16 protein-coding genes and 8 tRNA genes are annotated in these 19,098 nt (G+C 62.0%); 3 read left to right on the top strand and 21 right to left on the bottom strand.

The window, feature by feature from the left end:
- Positions 1-48: 48 nt before the first annotated feature.
- Positions 49-1,425 carry a cysteine--tRNA ligase gene (gene cysS, locus GCN75_RS11495; protein WP_152282628.1) on the bottom strand — a complete coding sequence of 459 codons (1,377 nt, stop codon included), beginning with the start codon at positions 1,423-1,425 and terminating at the stop codon, positions 49-51.
- A gap of 236 nt (positions 1,426-1,661) precedes the next feature.
- Complete coding sequence (locus GCN75_RS11490) at positions 1,662-2,903, bottom strand: MFS transporter (protein WP_152282627.1); 1,242 nt, start codon at positions 2,901-2,903, stop codon at positions 1,662-1,664.
- A 127-nt stretch (positions 2,904-3,030) separates the two neighbouring features.
- Between GCN75_RS11490 and GCN75_RS11485 the strand changes: the two genes are divergently transcribed.
- The gene (locus GCN75_RS11485) at positions 3,031-3,861 is read left to right on the top strand and encodes an AraC family transcriptional regulator (protein WP_152282626.1); all 831 of its coding nucleotides are present in this window, start codon (positions 3,031-3,033) and stop codon (positions 3,859-3,861) included.
- Positions 3,862-3,898: 37 nt separating this feature from the next.
- On the opposite strand, the gene aqpZ is transcribed toward GCN75_RS11485, so the two are convergent.
- The 18 genes from aqpZ to GCN75_RS11395 all read right to left on the bottom strand — a co-directional run bounded on the left by aqpZ (position 3,899) and on the right by GCN75_RS11395 (position 15,144).
- A complete protein-coding gene (gene aqpZ / locus GCN75_RS11480) occupies positions 3,899-4,594 on the bottom strand; it encodes an aquaporin Z (protein WP_152282625.1) in 696 nt (231 codons plus the stop codon).
- 220 nt (positions 4,595-4,814) lie between these two features.
- Entirely contained in the window at positions 4,815-5,225 is a 411-nt protein-coding gene (locus GCN75_RS11475) for a GNAT family N-acetyltransferase (RefSeq protein ID WP_152282624.1), read from the bottom strand.
- The gene (locus GCN75_RS11470) at positions 5,225-5,683 is read right to left on the bottom strand and encodes an Ivy family c-type lysozyme inhibitor (RefSeq protein WP_193317463.1); all 459 of its coding nucleotides are present in this window, start codon (positions 5,681-5,683) and stop codon (positions 5,225-5,227) included. Before GCN75_RS11470 ends, GCN75_RS11475 begins: the two co-directional genes overlap by 1 nt.
- Before the next feature lie 65 nt (positions 5,684-5,748).
- Positions 5,749-6,159 carry a hypothetical protein gene (locus tag GCN75_RS11465; RefSeq protein WP_152282622.1) on the bottom strand — a complete coding sequence of 137 codons (411 nt, stop codon included), beginning with the start codon at positions 6,157-6,159 and terminating at the stop codon, positions 5,749-5,751.
- A 28-nt stretch (positions 6,160-6,187) separates the two neighbouring features.
- Positions 6,188-7,366, bottom strand: coding sequence for an amidase family protein (locus tag GCN75_RS11460; RefSeq protein ID WP_226941297.1), 1,179 nt, complete (start codon positions 7,364-7,366; stop codon positions 6,188-6,190).
- 207 nt (positions 7,367-7,573) lie between these two features.
- The gene (locus tag GCN75_RS11455) at positions 7,574-8,149 is read right to left on the bottom strand and encodes an elongation factor P (RefSeq protein WP_034778059.1); all 576 of its coding nucleotides are present in this window, start codon (positions 8,147-8,149) and stop codon (positions 7,574-7,576) included.
- A gap of 136 nt (positions 8,150-8,285) precedes the next feature.
- A complete protein-coding gene (earP, locus tag GCN75_RS11450; protein WP_152282621.1) occupies positions 8,286-9,455 on the bottom strand; it encodes an elongation factor P maturation arginine rhamnosyltransferase EarP in 1,170 nt (389 codons plus the stop codon).
- 100 nt (positions 9,456-9,555) lie between these two features.
- A tRNA-Glu gene (locus tag GCN75_RS11445) sits at positions 9,556-9,631 on the bottom strand.
- A gap of 57 nt (positions 9,632-9,688) precedes the next feature.
- A tRNA-Glu gene (locus tag GCN75_RS11440) sits at positions 9,689-9,764 on the bottom strand.
- Between the two features lie 124 nt (positions 9,765-9,888).
- Positions 9,889-9,964 (bottom strand) — tRNA-Glu (locus GCN75_RS11435).
- A 241-nt stretch (positions 9,965-10,205) separates the two neighbouring features.
- Entirely contained in the window at positions 10,206-11,156 is a 951-nt protein-coding gene (locus GCN75_RS11430; protein WP_226941295.1) for a DUF5694 domain-containing protein, read from the bottom strand.
- A gap of 807 nt (positions 11,157-11,963) precedes the next feature.
- Positions 11,964-12,039: transfer RNA gene (locus GCN75_RS11425), tRNA-Ala, on the bottom strand.
- A 49-nt stretch (positions 12,040-12,088) separates the two neighbouring features.
- A tRNA-Glu gene (locus GCN75_RS11420) sits at positions 12,089-12,164 on the bottom strand.
- Between the two features lie 38 nt (positions 12,165-12,202).
- Positions 12,203-12,278, bottom strand: a tRNA-Ala gene (locus GCN75_RS11415).
- A 134-nt stretch (positions 12,279-12,412) separates the two neighbouring features.
- Positions 12,413-12,488, bottom strand: a tRNA-Glu gene (locus GCN75_RS11410).
- A gap of 67 nt (positions 12,489-12,555) precedes the next feature.
- Positions 12,556-12,631 (bottom strand) — tRNA-Ala (locus GCN75_RS11405).
- A 124-nt stretch (positions 12,632-12,755) separates the two neighbouring features.
- Positions 12,756-14,162, bottom strand: coding sequence for a glutamate--tRNA ligase (gene gltX / locus GCN75_RS11400; RefSeq protein ID WP_152282619.1), 1,407 nt, complete (start codon positions 14,160-14,162; stop codon positions 12,756-12,758).
- Positions 14,163-14,232: 70 nt separating this feature from the next.
- Positions 14,233-15,144 carry a LysR family transcriptional regulator gene (locus tag GCN75_RS11395; RefSeq protein WP_152282618.1) on the bottom strand — a complete coding sequence of 304 codons (912 nt, stop codon included), beginning with the start codon at positions 15,142-15,144 and terminating at the stop codon, positions 14,233-14,235.
- 102 nt (positions 15,145-15,246) lie between these two features.
- Here GCN75_RS11395 and lysA point away from each other — a divergent pair, with 102 nt between their 5' ends.
- Entirely contained in the window at positions 15,247-16,485 is a 1,239-nt protein-coding gene (lysA, locus tag GCN75_RS11390; protein ID WP_152282617.1) for a diaminopimelate decarboxylase, read from the top strand.
- 62 nt (positions 16,486-16,547) lie between these two features.
- The gene (locus tag GCN75_RS11385; protein WP_152282616.1) at positions 16,548-18,110 is read left to right on the top strand and encodes a phospholipase D family protein; all 1,563 of its coding nucleotides are present in this window, start codon (positions 16,548-16,550) and stop codon (positions 18,108-18,110) included.
- A 15-nt stretch (positions 18,111-18,125) separates the two neighbouring features.
- On the opposite strand, the gene GCN75_RS11380 is transcribed toward GCN75_RS11385, so the two are convergent.
- Complete coding sequence (locus GCN75_RS11380; RefSeq protein WP_152257151.1) at positions 18,126-19,088, bottom strand: hypothetical protein; 963 nt, start codon at positions 19,086-19,088, stop codon at positions 18,126-18,128.
- Positions 19,089-19,098: the final 10 nt, after the last annotated feature.

The raw sequence follows: 19,098 nt of genomic DNA, 5'->3' as shown, positions 1-19,098 counted from the left end.
CCCCATTCATCAGGCGGCCATTATGCCGCACGGGCACGGATAGCCTCGTCACAGAAGGCGCGCCCGCTGGCCCTGCGGCGTATCCTCGATGTCATAGCCGGCCGCGCGCGCCAGTGCGCGCAAACGGTCCGCCTCGGCCCACAGGCGCTGCGCGCGGGCACTGGCCCGCTGCGCCATCCACGCCTGCACGGGCGGCGGCACTTCCACCTGCGCCGGCTGCCAGTCCAACAGATCGAGCCCCAGAGCCGCATCGAAGCGGGCCATGGTCGCCTTTTTCACGCCGTCGGGCAGCTCGCTTTTCAGCAGTTCCCAGGCCACGGCCAGCGCGCGCGGATAGTTCAAGTCGTCGTTGACGCAGGCCGCAAAATGCGCCAACCACGCGGGATCGGCCTCGCCATGCGCCTGGCCCAGGCCGTGCACGGCGGCGCGCAGGCGCGCCAGGCCGCTGGCGGCGGCACGCAAGGCGTCGTCCGTGAAATTGAGGCTGCTGCGGTAGTGGGCACCCAGGCACAGGTAGCGGTAGGCCAGCGGATCGATGCCCTGCTCCACCAGGCTTTGCAGGCGCAAAAAGTCGCCCGCGGACTTCGACATCTTCGCATCCTGGGTTTTCAGGAAGGCGCCATGCAGCCAGAAGTTGGCCAGGCGCGTGCCGTGGCGCGCTTCCGTTTGCGCGATCTCGTTGCTGTGGTGGACGGCCACGTGGTCTTCGCCGCCGCAATGGATGTCGAAATACGTGCCCAGGTGCTTTTCCGCCATGGCCGAGCACTCGATATGCCAGCCGGGGAAACCCAGGCCCCACGGGCTGTCCCATTCCATCTGGCGCTGGCCCGGCACGCCGCTGAACTTCCACAGGGCGAAGTCGCAGATATCGCGCTTGCCGCCCAGGTCCACCCGCTTGCCCGCCTGCAGGCCGTCGCGCTTCAGGTTCGCCAGCTTGCCGTAACCGTCCTGGCGCGTGGTGTCGAAATACACGCCATCGGCCGTGCGGTAGGTATAGCCCTTCGCCTCCAGGTCGAGGATGAATGCGATCTGTTCCGCGATATGCTCGGTGGCGCGGCACCAGACGGTGGGCGGCAGGATATTCAACGCGCGCAGATCGCTTTCAAACGCGCGCGTAAACTCGGCCGCGATCTCCCACGCCGACTTGCCGCTGCGCCGGCTGCGCGCTTCGACCTTGTCGTCGCCGCTGTCCGCATCCGACGTCAGGTGGCCCACGTCCGTGATGTTCATCACGTGGCGCACCCGCAGGCCATTGAACTCGAGCGCGCGGCGCAAGCCGTCGACGAACAGATAGGTGCGCAGGTTGCCGATGTGCGCGTAGTCGTAGACGGTGGGGCCGCAGGCGTACAGGCCCGCCTGGCCCGGGGCGATGGGATCGAACGGACGCAGGCTGCGGCTATAGGTGTCGTACAGGTGTAGTGTCATGCGGGACTCTCGTGAACGCTGCGGAAAAAGAAAATGGCCACAGGTTTTTCAACACTGTGGCCATCGAATGAGGAGTAAAAGTTTAACGGCGCAGGGCCGCATCCTCACGGGGCCAGGCGCACGGACACAGCGCAGCAGCGGCGCCGTATGCAGGAACTGGATGGAGGATGGAAGTGAACATGAGACAAATATCGCATGCACGCGGGCGGGCCGTCAAGCACTCCCGCGATGCGCGCTTATTTTTTCGCCTGCTCGATATGCGGCAGCAGCACCGTCAGGATGCCCAGCAGCGGCAGGTAGGAGCAGATCTTGTACACGTAGGCGATGCCCGCCACGTCGGCCAGGTGGCCCATGGCGGCCGCGGCGATGCCGGACACGCCGAACATCAGGCCAAAGAAGATCCCCGCGATCATGCCCACCTTGCCCGGCACCAGCTCCTGCGCAAACACGACGATGGCGGAAAACGCGGAAGAAATCACGAAACCGATGATCACCGTCAGCACGGCCGTCCAGAACAGGTCCACATACGGCAGCAGCAGGGTGAACGGGGCGGCGCCCAGGATGGAAATCCAGATCACGCGCTTGCGGCCGATGCGGTCGCCGATGGGACCGCCCATGAACGTGCCGGCCGCCACGGCGGCAAGGAACAGGAACAGGTACAGCTGCGCCGCGCCGATGGACAGATGGAATTTGTCGATCAGGTAAAACGTGTAGTAGCTCGACAGGCTGGCCATGTAGATGTACTTCGAGAACACGAGCAGGGCCAGCACGCCCAGCGCGCCCATCACCTTGTTGCGCGACAAATTCGGCCCGTGGCCGCCCGCCTTCGGCTTGAAGCTGGCCAGGTGGCCGCTATACCAGTGGCTGACCTTGTACAGCACGCCGATGGCCAGCACGGCCAGCAGGCTGAACCAGGCGATATTGCCCTGCCCGCGGCCCACGATGACGGCAGCCGCCAGCAGCGGCCCCAGCGCGGAGCCCACATTGCCGCCCACCTGGAACAGCGACTGGGCAAAGCCGTAGCGCCCGCCCGACGCCATGCGCGCCACGCGCGACGCTTCCGGATGGAAGGTCGAGGAACCGACGCCGATCAGGCCCGAGGCGATCAGCAGGGTCGGGAAGGTCGAGACGATGGACAGCATCAACACGCCGGCCAGGGTAAAGCACATGCCTACCGGCAGCAGGAATGGCAGCGGACGGCGGTCCGTGTACAAGCCGATCCACGGCTGCAGCAGCGATGCCGTGCACTGGAACGTCAGGGTTATAAGGCCGACCTGGGTAAAACTGAGTGAAAACTCGGCTTTCAGCATCGGATAAATCGACGGCAACAAGGCCTGGATCAAGTCATTGAGCAAATGCACGAAGGCGACGGCGCCCAGGATGTGCATGGCCAGACCAGATTGTTGTTGGGAACTATGAAGCGAGGGGGCCGCCGGCACGGACTTGGCCAGTGCTGGGGCAGGTGTGGTTGTGTGCATGTGTCATCCGCAATGATCGGGCACGGCGGGCGGCCCGGCAAAGAACCCAGTATAGTATGGTCACTGAACTGATAACTTCCAATAATCGTCGCTTAAGTGACAACTGCGAGACAAATCAACGGCCCACATGTACACCCACCACCCCGCCCAGACCCACCCCGATGGCGTGCCGTTCAGCCGCAGCACCAGCTCGCACGATTACCAGCACGTGCCGCGTCCCGTGACGGCCATGTCGAAGCAATATGCGCCGGGCGACTATACGGCGCCGCACAGCCATGTGCGGGCGCAACTGCTGTATGCGACGGAAGGCGTAATGCGCGTTTCCACCGAGCACGGCGTGTGGATACTGCCGCCCCGGCGCGCGCTGCTGATCCCCGTGGGGGTCGTGCATGAAGTCCACATCTTGAGCGAACTGAGCATGCGCACCGTGTATATCGATGCGCAGGTGGCTGCCCCGTACGGCTCCGATTGCAAGGTGCTGGAAGTGAGCCGGCTGCTGCGCGAACTGATCCTGGCCTTGCTGGCAGAACCGATCGAATATGCGCTGGCGGGGCGCGGCGACTGGCTGGCGCACCTGATCCTGTCGGAACTGACGGCGGCCGATACCGTGCCCATCGCCATACCCTGGCCCCGCGACCGCCGCCTGGTGGCCGTCTGCTCGGCCATCATGAACGCGCCCGGCAGCCGGCGCAGCATCGAGGACTGGGCGCAGGATGCGGGCGCCAGCGCGCGCACCCTGATTCGTTTGTTTCCCAAGGAAACGGGCTTGCACTACCGCCAATGGCTGCAGCAAGTCCACCTGGCCGAGGCCTTCTGCCGCCTGGACCGGGGCGAAGGCGTGGCGGCCATCGCCTATGCGCTGGGCTACGCCAGTCCCAGCGCGTTCAGCGCCATGTTCCGCCGCATCCTGGGGCGCACGCCGCAGCACTACCTGAGCGAGTGGCGCGCCGCCGACTAAACGAAAAAGCAGCCCGCGGGCTGCTTTTTTTACATGCTCAAGCTGATTCTTTTTCGCCGGCAATCAGGCGGTAGGCCAGCGCGCCCAGCAAGGCGCCAATGATGGGGGCCAGCCAGAACAGCCACAGCTGGCTGGTCGCCCAGTCGCCCACGTACAGGGCCACGCCCGTGCTGCGGGCCGGGTTGACGGAGGTGTTGGTGACGGGAATGCTGATCAGGTGGATCAGGGTCAGCGCCAGGCCGATCGGCAACGGGGCGAAGCCGGCCGGGGCGCGCTTGTCGGTGGCGCCCAGGATGACGATCAGGAAGAACATCGTCAGCACGATTTCAATGACGAGCGCCGACAGCATCGAATAGCCGCCCGGCGAATGGGCGCCGAAGCCGTTCGAGGCAAAGCCCTTGCTGACATCGAAACCGGCCTGGCCGCTGGCGATCACGTACAGCACGCCGCCGGCCACGATGGCGCCCAGCACTTGCGCGATGATGTACGGCAGCAGCTGATTGGCAGGAAAACGGCCGCCGGCCCACAGGCCGATCGACACGGCAGGATTCAGGTGGCAGCCCGAGATGTGACCGATGGCGTAGGCCATGGTCAGCACCGTCAGGCCAAACGCCAGCGCCACGCCGGCAAAACCGATGCCTAGACCGGGAAAGGCAGCGGCCAGCACGGCGCTGCCGCAACCGCCCAGCACCAGCCAGAACGTGCCGAGGAACTCGGCTCCATATTGTTTCATGATGTATTCCTTTAAAGTGACGAGAAAACGTGCCAGGGACGACCAATCGGACCGCTCACCACCTTTGCCCGCGCCCGAGGGCGATGGCAAAGTACAGCACCAACAACGCACCGCACGCTGCAGAGCGCGCATAATGACATGTTGTCATTATCAATGCAACACTATTGCGTACAATAATGTTAATAGTTCTCTTGACACAAAAAGGTTGTTTTGATAATTCCTATGGCGCGGGACGGCGCATGTACTTGTGCGGCGCCTCCAGCGGCGCAAAACCAAAGCTTGCATACAGGCCATGCGCGTCATCGGTGCCCAGCATCCAGGCGACATCGCGCAAACGCGCGTCGCCCAGCACGGCAGCCACCATCTGCTTGCCATAGCCGCGCCCCTGGTATTGCGGCAGCACAAACACGTCGCGCAGATAGGCAAAATCCGTGTAATCGGTGATGACCCTGGCAAACGCCACTTGCTGGCCATCCACATAGCCGCCGAAACAAAGCGCGTTGGCGATACCCTTGCGCACCGTCTCCAGCGTCACGCCCCGCTTCCAGTACGATTGCTCGCTCAGGTAGCGGTGGATCATGGGGAGATCCAGCGCGTCGCGCTCGCTGGAAATGCGCAGCGGCGCGTGCATCAGTTCTTGAGCAGCAAATCGGCTTCGGCGATGCTGGGCTCGCCGAAGTACACGGTGCGCGAGCCCCCCTTGCCATCGCTGCCCACATACACGCCCGTCATGCTGCGCTCGGCCGGGTCGTACAGGATGCTGTAGCGGTGGCCGCAATTGTGCGGCTCGCAGACACTGCTCAGCAGGCGTGCCTTGCCGTCGATCTCGACGGGCTTGAGCGGGCTGGCCACGCCATTCGGCACCCAGCGCTGGCGCTTCAGGCCAGCCTTTTTCAAGCCCACGTTGAAGGCATTGCGAAAAGCGTAATCGGCCTTGTAGGCGTCGGGGAAATACGGGCAAGTGTGGCCCCCATCGCAGCTTTGCGCTTGTTCGATCAGCGACAGTTTGGGCGTGCGGGCGTGCGCCGGCACGGCGGCCAGCGCCACGGCAGCGCCCAGGAACAGGGGCAGCAGCAAACGTACGGACATGAAAACTCCTAAAAACATCGAATAATGGGGGCAGCATAGCAGAATGGCATGCTTGCGCAACGGCATCACGGAGAGCAGCGAATGCCGACGACCCCGTTGACCTTGCCTTCCGCCCAGCCCGTCTCGCGCCAGCGGTACACGCCGGGCGCGACGATGATCAACTGCCATTCCACCAGCTTGCCAGCGGCATTGAGGCGGGTTTCATTGTCATAGCGTAAAGTCAGGCTGCGCTCCGTTTCCGCCACCACCGTGGCGGCAAAGCGGTTGGTTTCACCCAGCTTGCTTTTCCAGGTGCGGTCGCTGAAGATCGCCAGTCGCTGATGATCGTCAGACAGCTGCATGCGCGTAAAGTGCCGCGCTTCTTCGCACACACTGCTCGTATTGACGCTGTCGGACCAGCTGCCGGACAGTTGCGCGGCATCGAAAGGAGTCGGGGTGGCGGCGATGGCCGCGCTCAGCAGCAAGGTTGCAAGCATAGTTATCAAAGGAAAACGAAAAGAATGGTCATGGCTGACGCAGCGCCAGGGTGATGCTTGACGGCAGCGCCGGCGTGCGCCGGTGCAAGGTCGCCTGTTCATACGCATATGCCATCGCAATGAGGGGCATTTCACCATGCGCCGGGCCGATGAAGGACAAGCCGACGGGCAGGCCGTGGACCACGCCGGCCGGCACCGTGATATGCGGCAAGGCGGACTGCGCCTGCGCTACGCCATGGCAAGTGGGCCCCACCAGCGCATCGAGCGCATGCACGCGCAGCAAGGCCTCGATGCCGCCGGGCTCGGAGGCGGACGGCGGCTCGATCAGTTCGGCGCCCTGTTCGCGCAACACCAGCAGCGCTTGTTCGATCACGGCATCGGTTTCCGCGCACGCGCCGAACAGGCTGCGCGCCACGCCGATGCGGCGCCCATGCAAGCCGGCGGCATCGAGCACCGCACCATCGGCCAGGCGTTCGCCCGTCAGGGCGGCGAGCAGCCAGGCCGCCTCGCGCACGCTGGGCGCCATCGGCCCGGCCGTGGCCGGCTCTGCGCCCTGCCCCGCCGCGGCCCTGCCCGTGGGCTTGATGGCCACCAGGCCGCAGTGTGAAGCCGGCGCGACGATGGAACCGTCCGCCGCACTGTCCACGGCCAGGATGGTCAGCCCGGCCCAGCTGGCACTGGCATGCGGCACGCTGACGGCGGCCCACTGGCGCAGATTGCTTTTGCCGATGATGACGGCGCCGGCCGCGCGCAAGCGTGCGGCAACAAAGGAATCGCAGCTGGCCTGCGTGGCCAGGGGCGCCTGCGTGCGCGTCTTCATGCGGTCGCCCGTGGCAATATTGTCGCGCAAGACGATGGGGATGCCATGCAAGGGGCCGCGCACCTTGTGCACCTGGCGCTCGCGGTCCATTTCCAGGGCAATTTTCAGTGCATCGGGATTGATTTCAATGCCGGGATAGGCACGCGCGCCCGTGCTCGACAGCGAGCGGATACGTGCCAAATACTGCGACGTCAGCGCATGGGAACTGAGCTTGCCTGCCTGCATCATCTGCTGTTGCGGCAACACGCCGGCATCGAGCAGATGGGCCATGGGGCTGGCTGGCGCCGTGGCACGGGCCAGCACTGGACGCGACACGCGTGCCGGCGTGGCCGCGGCAGGCGTCACGCCCCGGTACGCGCCATTGCGCAACATGTGACTACGCTGCATAGTATCTCCAGGGAACTTCAATGTTTCTAGCGCAACAATGTGCCAGCCATAGCATAGCAGTCCTTGCAACTCAATTGTTGTTGAATGGAATTATTTTTTAAGCAAAAAAAAACGCTGCCCGAAGGCAGCGTTTCTTGATGGTCGAACACTGGAGCAAGCCAGGCCGGCGTATGCCGGACCCTGCGAACCGCGCAGTGTGGCGATCTATCAGTTGCGTACGACACGCTTGTATTCGTTGGTACGGGTGTCGATTTCGATGACGTCGTCCTGTGCCACGAACAGCGGCACTTGCACGGTGTGGCGGTGCGCGTCGATGGCGTTTTCGATCTTGGCTTCTTTCAGGACGTTGCCCGACGTGTTGCCCTTGACCGCTGGCTCCGAGTACACCACTTGACGGGCGATGGTCGTAGGCAGTTCAACGGAGATAGCCTTGCCGTCGTAGAAAATGGCTTCGCATTCCATGCCATCTTTCAGGTAGTTCAGCGCTTCGCCCAGGTTTTCTTCTTCGATTTCGTACTGGTTGTACTCGGCGTCCATGAAGACGAACAGCGGGTCGGCGAAGTACGAATACGTCACTGGCTTTTTATCCAGAACAACAACGTCAAACTTGTCGTCGCCGCGGAACACGTTTTCCATCGGGGTGTTCGTCAGAAGATTTTTCATCTTCCATTTGTAGGTGAAGCCCGTGCGGCTCGAACCGTTGACATCAGAACGCAACACGATCATTGGCTTGCTGTCGACCATGATGATATTGCCAACACGAATTTCTTTTGCGGGTTTCATAGGAATGTACGTAAAAAGTGGGGTTGCATGAAGACCATCTGCCGCCTGTGCGCCATCGGCGCCGCAAGCTTGCGTTTGATCGGTTAAAAATACGTTAGAAATAACCGGGCATTTTACCTTAATTTTGGGCAAGCGCCTATCTCGTCGCGCCAGCGAACGCCAGCAGGTTACTTGCCAGATCACCATGAGCCTGCATCTGCTGCTGCCAAGCCTGCGCCCGTGCCCGGATGCGCGGCAGATCGGCCCGCAATGCGGGCCACAGCTGCGCCCACGGCATGGCGTCCGCGCTGGCGCCATTCCAGGCCAGGGCCGCCTGCACGAGGCTGGCTATGGGCCCCTCCCCGTCCACCGCATAGCGCTGCAGGAAGGCGCGCAATTTCACGTGGTGCAAGTTTTCATCCTGCAGGTAGATATGCCAGAGAAAAGGCTGGCCCGCCCATTGCGCGCGCACGAACGAGTCTTCGCCGCGCACGAGATTGACGTCGCACGCCCACAGCAGGCGGTCGTAATCGTCTTGCGGCACGAACGGCAGCACGCGCACGGTAAGCGCGCCGCGCGTGCGCGCCGCCCCGGCGACAGCCGCATCGTCGCCGATAAATGCCTGAACGGCATCGAACGCGACGCCTTCCGGCACCAGGCACGTCACGGGTTCGCTACCCGCCTGCCATACGGAAAACAGCTCGGCAGCGGGGGCGGACGGGTAGCAGAACAGCGATACCTTCAAGGCAGACATCTGCGCCGCAGTTACGCCGAATTGCCCCAGGAATGCCGCCATGGCCCCCGTATCGGCCTGGAATGCCAGCCTTTTTTCGTCCAGCGCCGCTTCGCGCAGCAAGCCGCCCGTCTTGTCCGTGAAGCCGGGAAAGAAGAAATGCTTGATCATGCCGTGGCGCGGCGAGGTCAGCGCGTGGCAGCCCTCGACCCACTCTTCCGCCGTCAAGCCTTCCAGGTTCAGCCACACCGGCTGCGGCGCGCACTGCGCCATGGCGGCGATATAGCCGGGCGGAATGTCGCAGGCAAAAAACTCGATGACGATATCGGCGACATCGGCGGGCGCAAACACGCCATCCTGGCCGCGCCAGTGGCGCACCGTGACGCCGGACGCCTGCTGCAACTCCGCCGCCACGTCGATCGCGGGGCAAATGCGCCGGAAGCTCGGCAAATCGTCGACCCACAGGGTCACGGCCACGCCGTGCTCGCAGCTCAACTGCCGCGCCAACCGCCAGCAAATGCCGATATCGCCGTAGTTGTCGACGACTTTACAGAAGATGGCCAAAGATGGTGCGCGATCGCTAGGTAATGGCATGGGCAGGCAAAAAAAAGAAGGGGAAAGTTGGCATGCTGGCAAACAACAAAAAAGCCGCACTGTTACCAGGCGGCTTTTTTGTTGGCTGATTCAGCCGGTCTGGCGTCCCCAAGGGGATTCGAACCCCTGTACTCACCGTGAAAGGGTGATGTCCTAGGCCTCTAGACGATGGGGACAGAAAATCTGTCCTGGATGCGCTGCTTTGCATCCCGACCTGTTACTACTTGCGAATCTGGCGTCCCCAAGGGGATTCGAACCCCTGTACTCACCGTGAAAGGGTGATGTCCTAGGCCTCTAGACGATGGGGACAGAAATCTGTCCTGAATGCACTATTTCGCATCCTGACCCGGTACTGCAGCAATATTGCAGAAACAAAAAAAGCCTGACTTGTCAGGCCCGTTCAGCACTGCACTCTTGCTTTACAACTAAATCCTGGCGTCCCCAAGGGGATTCGAACCCCTGTACTCACCGTGAAAGGGTGATGTCCTAGGCCTCTAGACGATGGGGACCTGTGCTGGTTTTACTCTCAGCGGACTCTTCGTTGAAGGCTTTGCTTAGCCCCTCAAAAAAGCGTGCGCGAAGTTTAACACGAAGCGATTCACGAAATCAACTGCTGGCCTTCTTTTTTCCGCCTTATTTGAATCATCGCTCCCTATGGGGACAGGATGATGGCAGGAAGATATGGAAGCGGCGGCACGCCAAGTACGCAGGAAAAACCGCGCCAACCGCCTGGCGCGGCAAAAGCATTCATTAACGCAAGATATCGTCCGTACTGGCGATGCGCACGTCATGCATCTGCCCCAGATACGCCTCCAGATAACCCTTGTGGGAGGCGCCGACGATGACCAGGGTGCGCATACCCGGGCGCGCCGCCATGATTTCGCGGATGTTCGATGCCATGCGCAAGTTACGCACTTCCCAGGAGGCCACGTAGTTGCGGCCATAACGCTGTGGCGACGGCTCTTCCAGCGCCGCACCAAAATCGCCACGAACTGCCAGATCCGCCTCCGCGCGTCCGTTATAGGCGCGGTAGATCGCCAGCACGCCGGCCGGCGTAGTCAATTGCCCTTCAAACCCGGCGTGGATGCGCTTGCGCTCCGCCGAAAAGGGATTATCCCAGGCCGCCCTGATCGCCTTGGCATACGCCTTCACATCGGCAACAGGCATATCGGCCGTGTGGTCATCCATGCCATACACCCGCTCGTGCCCGCTCTTCGCCGCCAGCACGGCAGCAATTTGATAATCCTCGTTGCGCTCCTCCCGCAGGGAATTGAGGTCCGCGACCAGGGGTTCGCTCAGGCCGTCGCCGGCGCGCCGCTCTTCCGCAGGCAGGCGCAGCCATTGCACCAGCGCCGATGCACGCTCGCCGCCGGCCAGGAACAGGGAAGCCAATGTGCGCCGCTGGGCGGCGGATGGCGCCGCCGGCCAGGCAGCCAGTAAACTCTGCGCCTGCGCCGTGGCCGCCACCACATCGAGCCCCGTGGCGGCCCGCGCGACAGCAGTGTCATGGCAATAGGTTTTCACCGTATCGCCATAGCGCTGCGGATAGGCGCGCAAGTAAGCGCATTGCAAGCCGGAAAGCGCCTCGATCGCAATCGCGTCCGGCCGCCAGCCCGCCAGGCGCTCGTTGAGCAAGCTCAATTGAGACGGATCAAACGATTTTGGCAATTGCGCCAAATGGGGCGAACCGAGCACCAGCACGTCATTGAACGGCCCCTTTTGCAACTTCAGCGCACCGGGGTCGAATTTCGCCGCAAGGGGCGCCTCCGCATGTGCGGGAACGTGCATGATGGCAGCAAGAAAAAAACTGGCAAATACGCGGTGCATCCTGTCTCCTGAATGTAATGGTCCATTTTTAATGGCAGGTCATGCAAAATTGAACCTGCCTGCCAACTTTAACCGCTCCGCAAATCACTGTCAGTTATAGCCAAGCAACCAATAGAAACAAAAAAAACCGCGCGGGGCGACGTTGAATATCGTGTGACTTGGATGCCATTGGCGGAGGTTGACGGAAATGCACCGGAAATAAAAAAGCCGCTCAAGGCGACTTTGATTTATTCACGACCCGTTTTGCGCTGTTGCTGGAGGTTTGCGGGAGCTAACTCCGACATTTTGCGCAGAAATCGCTGACTCAAATAAAAAAAGCCGCTCGAGGCGACTTTGATTTATTGACTACCTACCCGTTTCTGCGCTGTTGGTGGAGGCAAGCGGGATCGAATAGCTGACCTCTTGCATGCCATGCAAGCACACTAACAGCTTAGCCATATTCCCCGAGGGGTATGGCGGAAATATTCCAGACATAAAAAAAAGCCGCTCGAGGCGACTTTGATTACCATGTAATTTCTGCGCTGCTGGTGGAGGTAAGCGGGATCGAACCGTTGACCTCTTGCATGCCATGCAAGCACACTAACAGCTTAGTCATATTCCCCGAGGGGTATGGCGGAAATATTCCAGGCATAAAAAAAGCCGCTCGAGGCGACTTTGATTACCATGTGAGTTCTGCGCTGTTGGTGGAGGTAAGCGGGATCGAACCGCTGACCTCTTGCATGCCATGCAAGCGCTCTCCCAGCTGAGCTATACCCCCCGGGCGCAGAAACACTGCTACTTCTTACAACCACAACACCAGACTGAACTGGCGTCCCCAAGGGGATTCGAACCCCTGTACTCACCGTGAAAGGGTGATGTCCTAGGCCTCTAGACGATGGGGACCTCGGTACTACAGTTTTACCACTTTACTTCTGCGCTGTTGGTGGAGGTAAGCGGGATCGAACCGCTGACCTCTTGCATGCCATGCAAGCGCTCTCCCAGCTGAGCTATACCCCCCGGGCGCAGAAATAATAAAAGCCGCACTTGGCGACTTTGTTCCACTACTTGCTTTCCATCCAGAACCCGTTTTTTACCGGCCTGAACTTACAACAATCAGTACAAACAACTGCCACTACTATACCACAACTACCTGGCGTCCCCAAGGGGATTCGAACCCCTGTACTCACCGTGAAAGGGTGATGTCCTAGGCCTCTAGACGATGGGGACCGCGGAACTTCCAAACAACAACTGCACCACTTCAACGACTAACAAAACCTGACTGCGATTTTGCTGCTGGTGGAGGTAAGCGGGATCGAACCGCTGACCTCTTGCATGCCATGCAAGCGCTCTCCCAGCTGAGCTATACCCCCGTTGGTGCAGAAACAAGAGTATAGCAAAGAAGTTTCACTCTGCAAATACCCTTTTTCGTCTATGAGCAACTTTTCATAGGGGCGGTTTCTGCACCGCATTTACACGCTCAATTCGGCGCGGCGATTACAGCCACTTTGCCAGGCGCGCCAGCACGGTCTCGCGGCCGAAGATCACCACCACCTGGTCGATGGCCGGCGTCTGCAGCTGGCCCGTCAGGGTCAGGCGCAAAGGCATGGCCAGCAGCGGCATCTTGATGGTGTTCGCGGCCAGCACTTCCTTGATCATGGCGGCCACGGCTTCCTTGCTCCACTCCACCGTGGCGATGCGTTCGGCAAACTGCGCCAGCACGGGTTTGATGGCATCCGTGATGTGCTGCGCGGCCAGCTCCGCTTCCGGTTGCGGCTCGCGGAAGAACAGCATCGAGGCGGCAGCCAGTTCGTTGACGGTGTTGGCGCGCTCTTTCATCATGCCCAGCACTTGCGCCAGGTCCGGCGCACCTTCGAAGACGGCGCCGGCGGCCAGCATTTGCGGGCGCGCCAAGTCGGCCAGGCGGGTATTGTCGGCCTGCTTGATATAGTGGTTGTTCAGCCAGGCCAGTTTTTCATTGTTGAACTGCGCCGCCGATTTCGACAGGTGGTTCAGGTTGAACCACTCGCAGAACTGCTCGGTCGAAAACACTTCATCGTCGCCATGGCTCCAGCCCAGGCGCGCCAGGTAGTTCAGCATCGCTTCCGGCAGGAAGCCCTGCGCAGGGTAATCCATCACGCTGACGGCGCCATGGCGCTTCGACAGCTTCTCGCCATCCGCGCCCAGGATCATCGGCAAGTGGCCATACAGGGGCAGCGGTGCGCCGATGGCGCGCAGGATGTTGATCTGGCGCGGGGTGTTGTTGACATGGTCGTCGCCGCGGATCACATGGGTGATCTGCATGTCCCAGTCATCGACGGCCACGCAGAAGTTGTACGTTGGCGTGCCGTCCGGGCGGGCGATCACCAGGTCGTCCAGCTCGCGGTTGGAAATCGTGATCGTGCCCTTGACCACGTCGTCCCAGCTCACGTCGCCGTCGAGGGGATTCTTGAAGCGCACGACGGGCTTGCGGTCCGCCGGCACGGCAGGCAAGGTCTTGCCCGGTTCCGGACGCCAGGTGCCGTCGTAGCGCGGCTTTTCGCCGGCGGCGCGCATGCGCTCGCGCATCGCTTCGACTTCTTCCGGCGACGAGTAGCAGTGATACGCCGTGCCTTCGGCCAGCATCTGCGCCACCACTTCGCGGTAGCGGTCCATGCGCTGCATCTGGTAGAACGGGCCTTCGTCGTGGTCCAGGCCCAGCCACTTCATGCCTTCGATGATGGCTTGCACGGCTTCCGGCGTCGAACGTTCCACGTCCGTGTCTTCGATGCGCAGCACGAAGGTGCCGCCGAAGTGACGGGCATACGCCCAGCTGTACAAAGCGGTGCGGGCGCCGCCCAGGTGCAGATAGCCGGTCGGGCTGGGAGCGAAACGGGTACGGACAGGAGTAGCAGTGGTGGTCATCGAAGTAATCAGGCTTAAATTAAGAAAACACCATTTTACTCTGTTGACCGCCGCCGCTCCACCGGCGCGCCTAGAGCAGCTGCAAGCGCCGCTTGACGGCGTCCGCCTGCGCCTGCAGCGCCTGCTCGAACAGGGCGACGAGCTGCGACAGGGGCCGGTGCAAAGGTTTCACGAGATTCACCGTGAACGGCAAGGACACGGCAAAGCGGCGTATCTGCAAGCCCTGCCCCGCATAGTCGAGCGCAGTGAGCGGATTGACGATGGCCAGTCCCACGCCTTCGCGCACCATGGCGCAGACGGAGGCGGCGCTGTGCGTGTCGAGCGCCATGCGCCGCTCCACGCCCGCCTGCGCGAAGATGGCGTCGATCTGCTGGCGGTAAGGGTCGACGGCGGCCAGGCTGATGAAAGGCTGGCCCGCGAAGTCCGCCGGCTGCAGCACGGCTTTCGCCGCCAGGTCATGGCCGTCGGGCAGCACGCACACTTCATCGACGGACATCAGGGTACTCAATGTGGTGCCCGGCGGCGCGCTGCCCACCTCCGTCAGGCCGATATCGTGGCGCTGCGCCGACAGCCACTCTTCCAGCAGCGGCGACTCCTGCGGCGTGATGCTGATGCTCACCTTGGGAAAATCGGCGACGAAGCGCTTGCACGCCTGCGGCAGCAGCGACTGGGAAAACACGGGCAGGCAGGCGATCGACAACTGCCCCTGGTCGAACTGGCGCAGGGCCGCCGCCGTGCTGACGATGCGCTCCAGGCCGAAATACGCGCGCTGCACTTCCTCGAACAGCTGCAGCGCCTGGGCCGTGGGGCGCAGCCGCCCCCGTTCGCGCTCGAACAGGGTCAGACCCGTCAAATGCTCGAGGCGCGCCAACTCGCGGCTGACGGTGGGCTGCGACGTGTGCAGCATGGCGGCGGCGGCCGTCACGCTGCCCGTCGTCATGATGGCGCGGAACACTTCGATATGGCGCAGGGAAATAGTCATGCCCATATCATAAATGAATAAGGTAGGCTTAAATGGATATTTTATATACGAAGCGCAATCGGCCATCATGCAGCCATTCCCCCATTCCCCCGAAAGCACACGATGAAACCCGTCACCGACCAGACCCTCGCCCAACTCGCCCAGGAACACGGCACGCCGCTGTGGGTGTATGACGCGGCCACCATCCGCGCGCGCATCGCCCAGCTGGCCCAGTTCGACACCGTGCGCTTTGCGCAAAAAGCCAATTCGAACATCCATCTGCTCGCGCTGATGCGCGAAGCGGGCGTACACGTGGACGCCGTCTCGCTGGGCGAGATCGAGCGCGCGCTGCAGGCAGGATTTACGCCGGCGCAAACGAATGGCGCCGCCGGCCTGGTATTCACCTGCGACCTGTTCGACCGCGCCACCCTGGCGCGCGTGGCGGCGGCGAAGATCGAAGTCAATTGCGGCTCCGTCGACATGCTGCGCCAGCTGGGCCCCGTGTCGCCCGGCCACCGCGTCTGGCTGCGCATCAATCCCGGCTATGGCCATGGCCACAGCAACAAGACGAATACGGGCGGCGAAAACAGCAAGCACGGCATCTGGCATGAAGAGCTGCCGGAGGCGCTGGCCGTCATCCGCGCGCATGGCCTGCACCTGGTGGGCCTGCACATGCACATCGGCTCGGGCGTCGACTACAGCCACCTGGAAACCGTCTGCGGCACCATGGTCGACCTGGTGAAAAACATGGGCCACGACCTGGAAGCCATTTCCACGGGCGGCGGCTTGTCCGTGCCCTACCGCGAAGGCGAGCAGCCCGTCGACACGGACCACTACTTCCAGCTGTGGGACGCGGCGCGCAAGCAGATCGAGGCGCACCTGGGCCACCCCGTGCACCTGGAAATCGAACCGGGCCGCTTCCTCGTGGCCGACGCGGGCCTGCTGGTGGCCGAAGTGCGCGCCACCAAGCAAATGGGCGGCAACCATTTCACCTTGCTCGATACGGGCTTCAATGAACTGATGCGCCCTGCCATGTACGGCAGCTACCATGAAATGTCGGTCATCGCGCATGACGGCCGCGCGCTGGACGCGCAGCGCGCCACCGTGGTCGGCGGCCCCCTGTGCGAATCGGGCGACGTATTTACGCAGCGCGACGGCGGCGTGGTGGAAACCCGGCTGCTGCCGGCAGCGCAGGTGGGCGACTATGTCGTCTTCGAAGGCGCGGGCGCGTATGGCGCATCGATGTCGTCGAACTACAACAGCCGTCCCCATGCGGCCGAATACCTGGTCGATGGCGAGCACTCCCGCTTGATCCGCCGCCGCCAGACGGTGGCCGAGCTGATCGCGCTGGAACAGTTGTAACACCTTGCCCCGTGCGGGCATGCGCATCTGCTAACATCGGGGCAACCCGATGAAAGCCCGCCATGCCCGTCCAAGTACTTCCCTCGCGCAGCGCCGCCTTGCTGCTGCCGCTGCTGCTGTCCGCCCTCCTCGCCGGCTGCGCTGCGCTGCCCTCGCTGGAAGGCCGCATCCCCTCCAGCGTCATCACCGATACAGGGCACACCCAGCTGGCCACGGCCATTGCGCCCCTGGTGGCGCAGCATCCGGGCGTGTCCGGCATCTACCCGCTGGTCGACGGGCGCGACGCCTTTGCCGCGCGTGCCTTGCTGGCCGCCGCGGCCCAGCGCAGCCTGGACGTGCAGTACTACATCTGGCACAAGGACATCACGGGCACCCTGCTGTTCGATGCTCTGCGCCAGGCCGCCGAGCGGGGCGTGCGCGTGCGCCTGCTGCTCGACGATAACAACACGGCGGGACTGGACCAGACCCTGGCCATGCTGGGCAAGCAGCACAACCTGGAAATCCGCCTGTTCAATCCCTTCGTGCCCCGCGCGCCGCGCGCGCTGGCCTTTGCCACGGATTTTTCCCGTCTCAACCGGCGCATGCACAACAAATCGTTCACGGCCGATAACCAGGCCACCATCGTGGGCGGACGCAATGTGGGCGATGAATATTTTGGCGCGGCCGGCGACGTGCTGTTTGCCGACCTGGATGTGCTGGCCGTCGGCCCCGTCGTCGACGAGGTCTCGCATGAATTCGACCGCTACTGGAACAGCGCCTCGGCCTACCCGGCCAGCCTGCTGCTGACCAGCCCTGTCGATGGCGACTCGACCACCATCGCCGCCGAGGCGGACCGCATCGACGATACTCAGGCGGCCGAGGCCTACGTGCAGGCGCTGCGCACCTCGCCCTTCGTCAGGCAGATGATGGAACGCACCCTGCCCTTCGAATGGGCAAAGACGCGCATGGTCAGCGACGATCCGGCCAAGGTGCTGGACAAGGCCCGGCCAGGCACGGGGGTGGCGGAAAACCTGCAGAACCTGCTGGGCGTGCCGGAAAAGGAAGTGGACCTGGTGTCGCCGTATTTCGTGCCCGGCATGGCCGGCACCCAGGCCTTTGCCGACCTGGCGAAAAAAGGCGTGGGCGTGCGCATCCTGACGAATGCGCTGGAAGCGACCGACGTGGCGGCCGTGCATGCGGGCTATGCGAAGTGGAGAAAGCCGCTGCTGGAAGCGGGCGTGCTGCTGTATGAATCGCGCCGTTCGTGGGAACAGGGCGACGCGCGCGAACAGCCGGGCCGCTTCGGCAGCTCCGCATCGAGCCTGCATGCGAAGACCTTTGCCGTCGATGACCGGCGCATCTTTGTCGGCTCGTTCAATTTCGATCCGCGCTCGATCGAGCTGAACACGGAAATGGGCCTCGTCATCGACAGCCCCGCGCTGGCCAGCCAGCTGGGCCTAGCCATGCGCACCACGATCCCGCAGCGCGCCTACCAGGTGCTGCTTGGCGACGACGGCGCGCTGTACTGGATCGCCCGCGACGCCGGCGGCGGCACCACGCGCTACGACACGGAACCGGGCACCAGCGTGTGGAAGCGCATGGGGGTGGCGATCCTGTCGCTGCTGCCGATTGATTGGCTACTGTAAAGCACGCAGCCTATGTCATTTCCCGCGAAATGGCCGACAATATTTAAGGTCGGGGTATGGTTTCTCACCATCAAAAAATATCATTCTCAAACCAATAACCGTATCTGAGTAGTGACAATAAAAATTGGGATAATCCGGTACTGGCAACAGAGGTGGCGCCGGTGTGGTCTCAAGCCGGAACATCGTGCTCTGTAATCGGACGACCTCGGACAAGCGCACGGTCTTGCGCGTACTTTCATTCGGGAGATCAGCATCCCGTAAAACCGTGCGCGGTTGACCAAAATCTGACTGACCTACCACGCTGGAGCTGAGGTAAAACAGTTTCATCGGTTTACGCAAAATAGCATTAAACTGATCGCTGTCCTCAAAGTTCAATATATCAAGCGGGGCGAAATCGGCCTGCAGATCCTTTCGGCAGTCTGATTCATACTCCGCAAATACCCATATATTATCGGCATCAAAGACAATAAGGCGTGGTACAGGCTCATCCGTGCTACATAATGCGTTTGGCCGCAAATCGATTGCAACAACACCAGCGTCGTTTCCTTCCAGTGATCGGCGCTCGTCACCGCCAAACCCAGGCCGAAGCAAATATATTTTGCGTGATTCTTCTTTAACAAGACTAACTGCACGATACGTCGTGTTGGCATAGGCCGAAAGCATTGGTTGAAACTGCAACTTGCCGGGATGCCACACGCTCACTCTGTAGCGACCTATCTCATGCCAATCCGGCTTCTGCGGTCGCTCCATCACCCAAAAACCCGGCGGGTCACATTTTGGCGGCACTTCACTATGCTCACATTTGTTATAGGCATGCAGATCAAGCCCGTTGCTCAGACTTAGCCACGGCTTGTCGGCCTTCAAGGGAACGGCATAATAATAGTCATATGAGGCATGATCGAAGTGTGGCACGACGCACCCCGGCAGCAAAATCCACATCAATGCCATACAACAACATTTGAATAGTGAACTGTTCATTGACGTCCTC

The sequence above is a fragment of the Janthinobacterium violaceinigrum genome (assembly GCF_009208555.1).
GTDB lineage: Bacteria > Pseudomonadota > Gammaproteobacteria > Burkholderiales > Burkholderiaceae_D > Janthinobacterium > Janthinobacterium violaceinigrum.
This window is presented reverse-complemented; position numbering and strand designations above follow the sequence as displayed.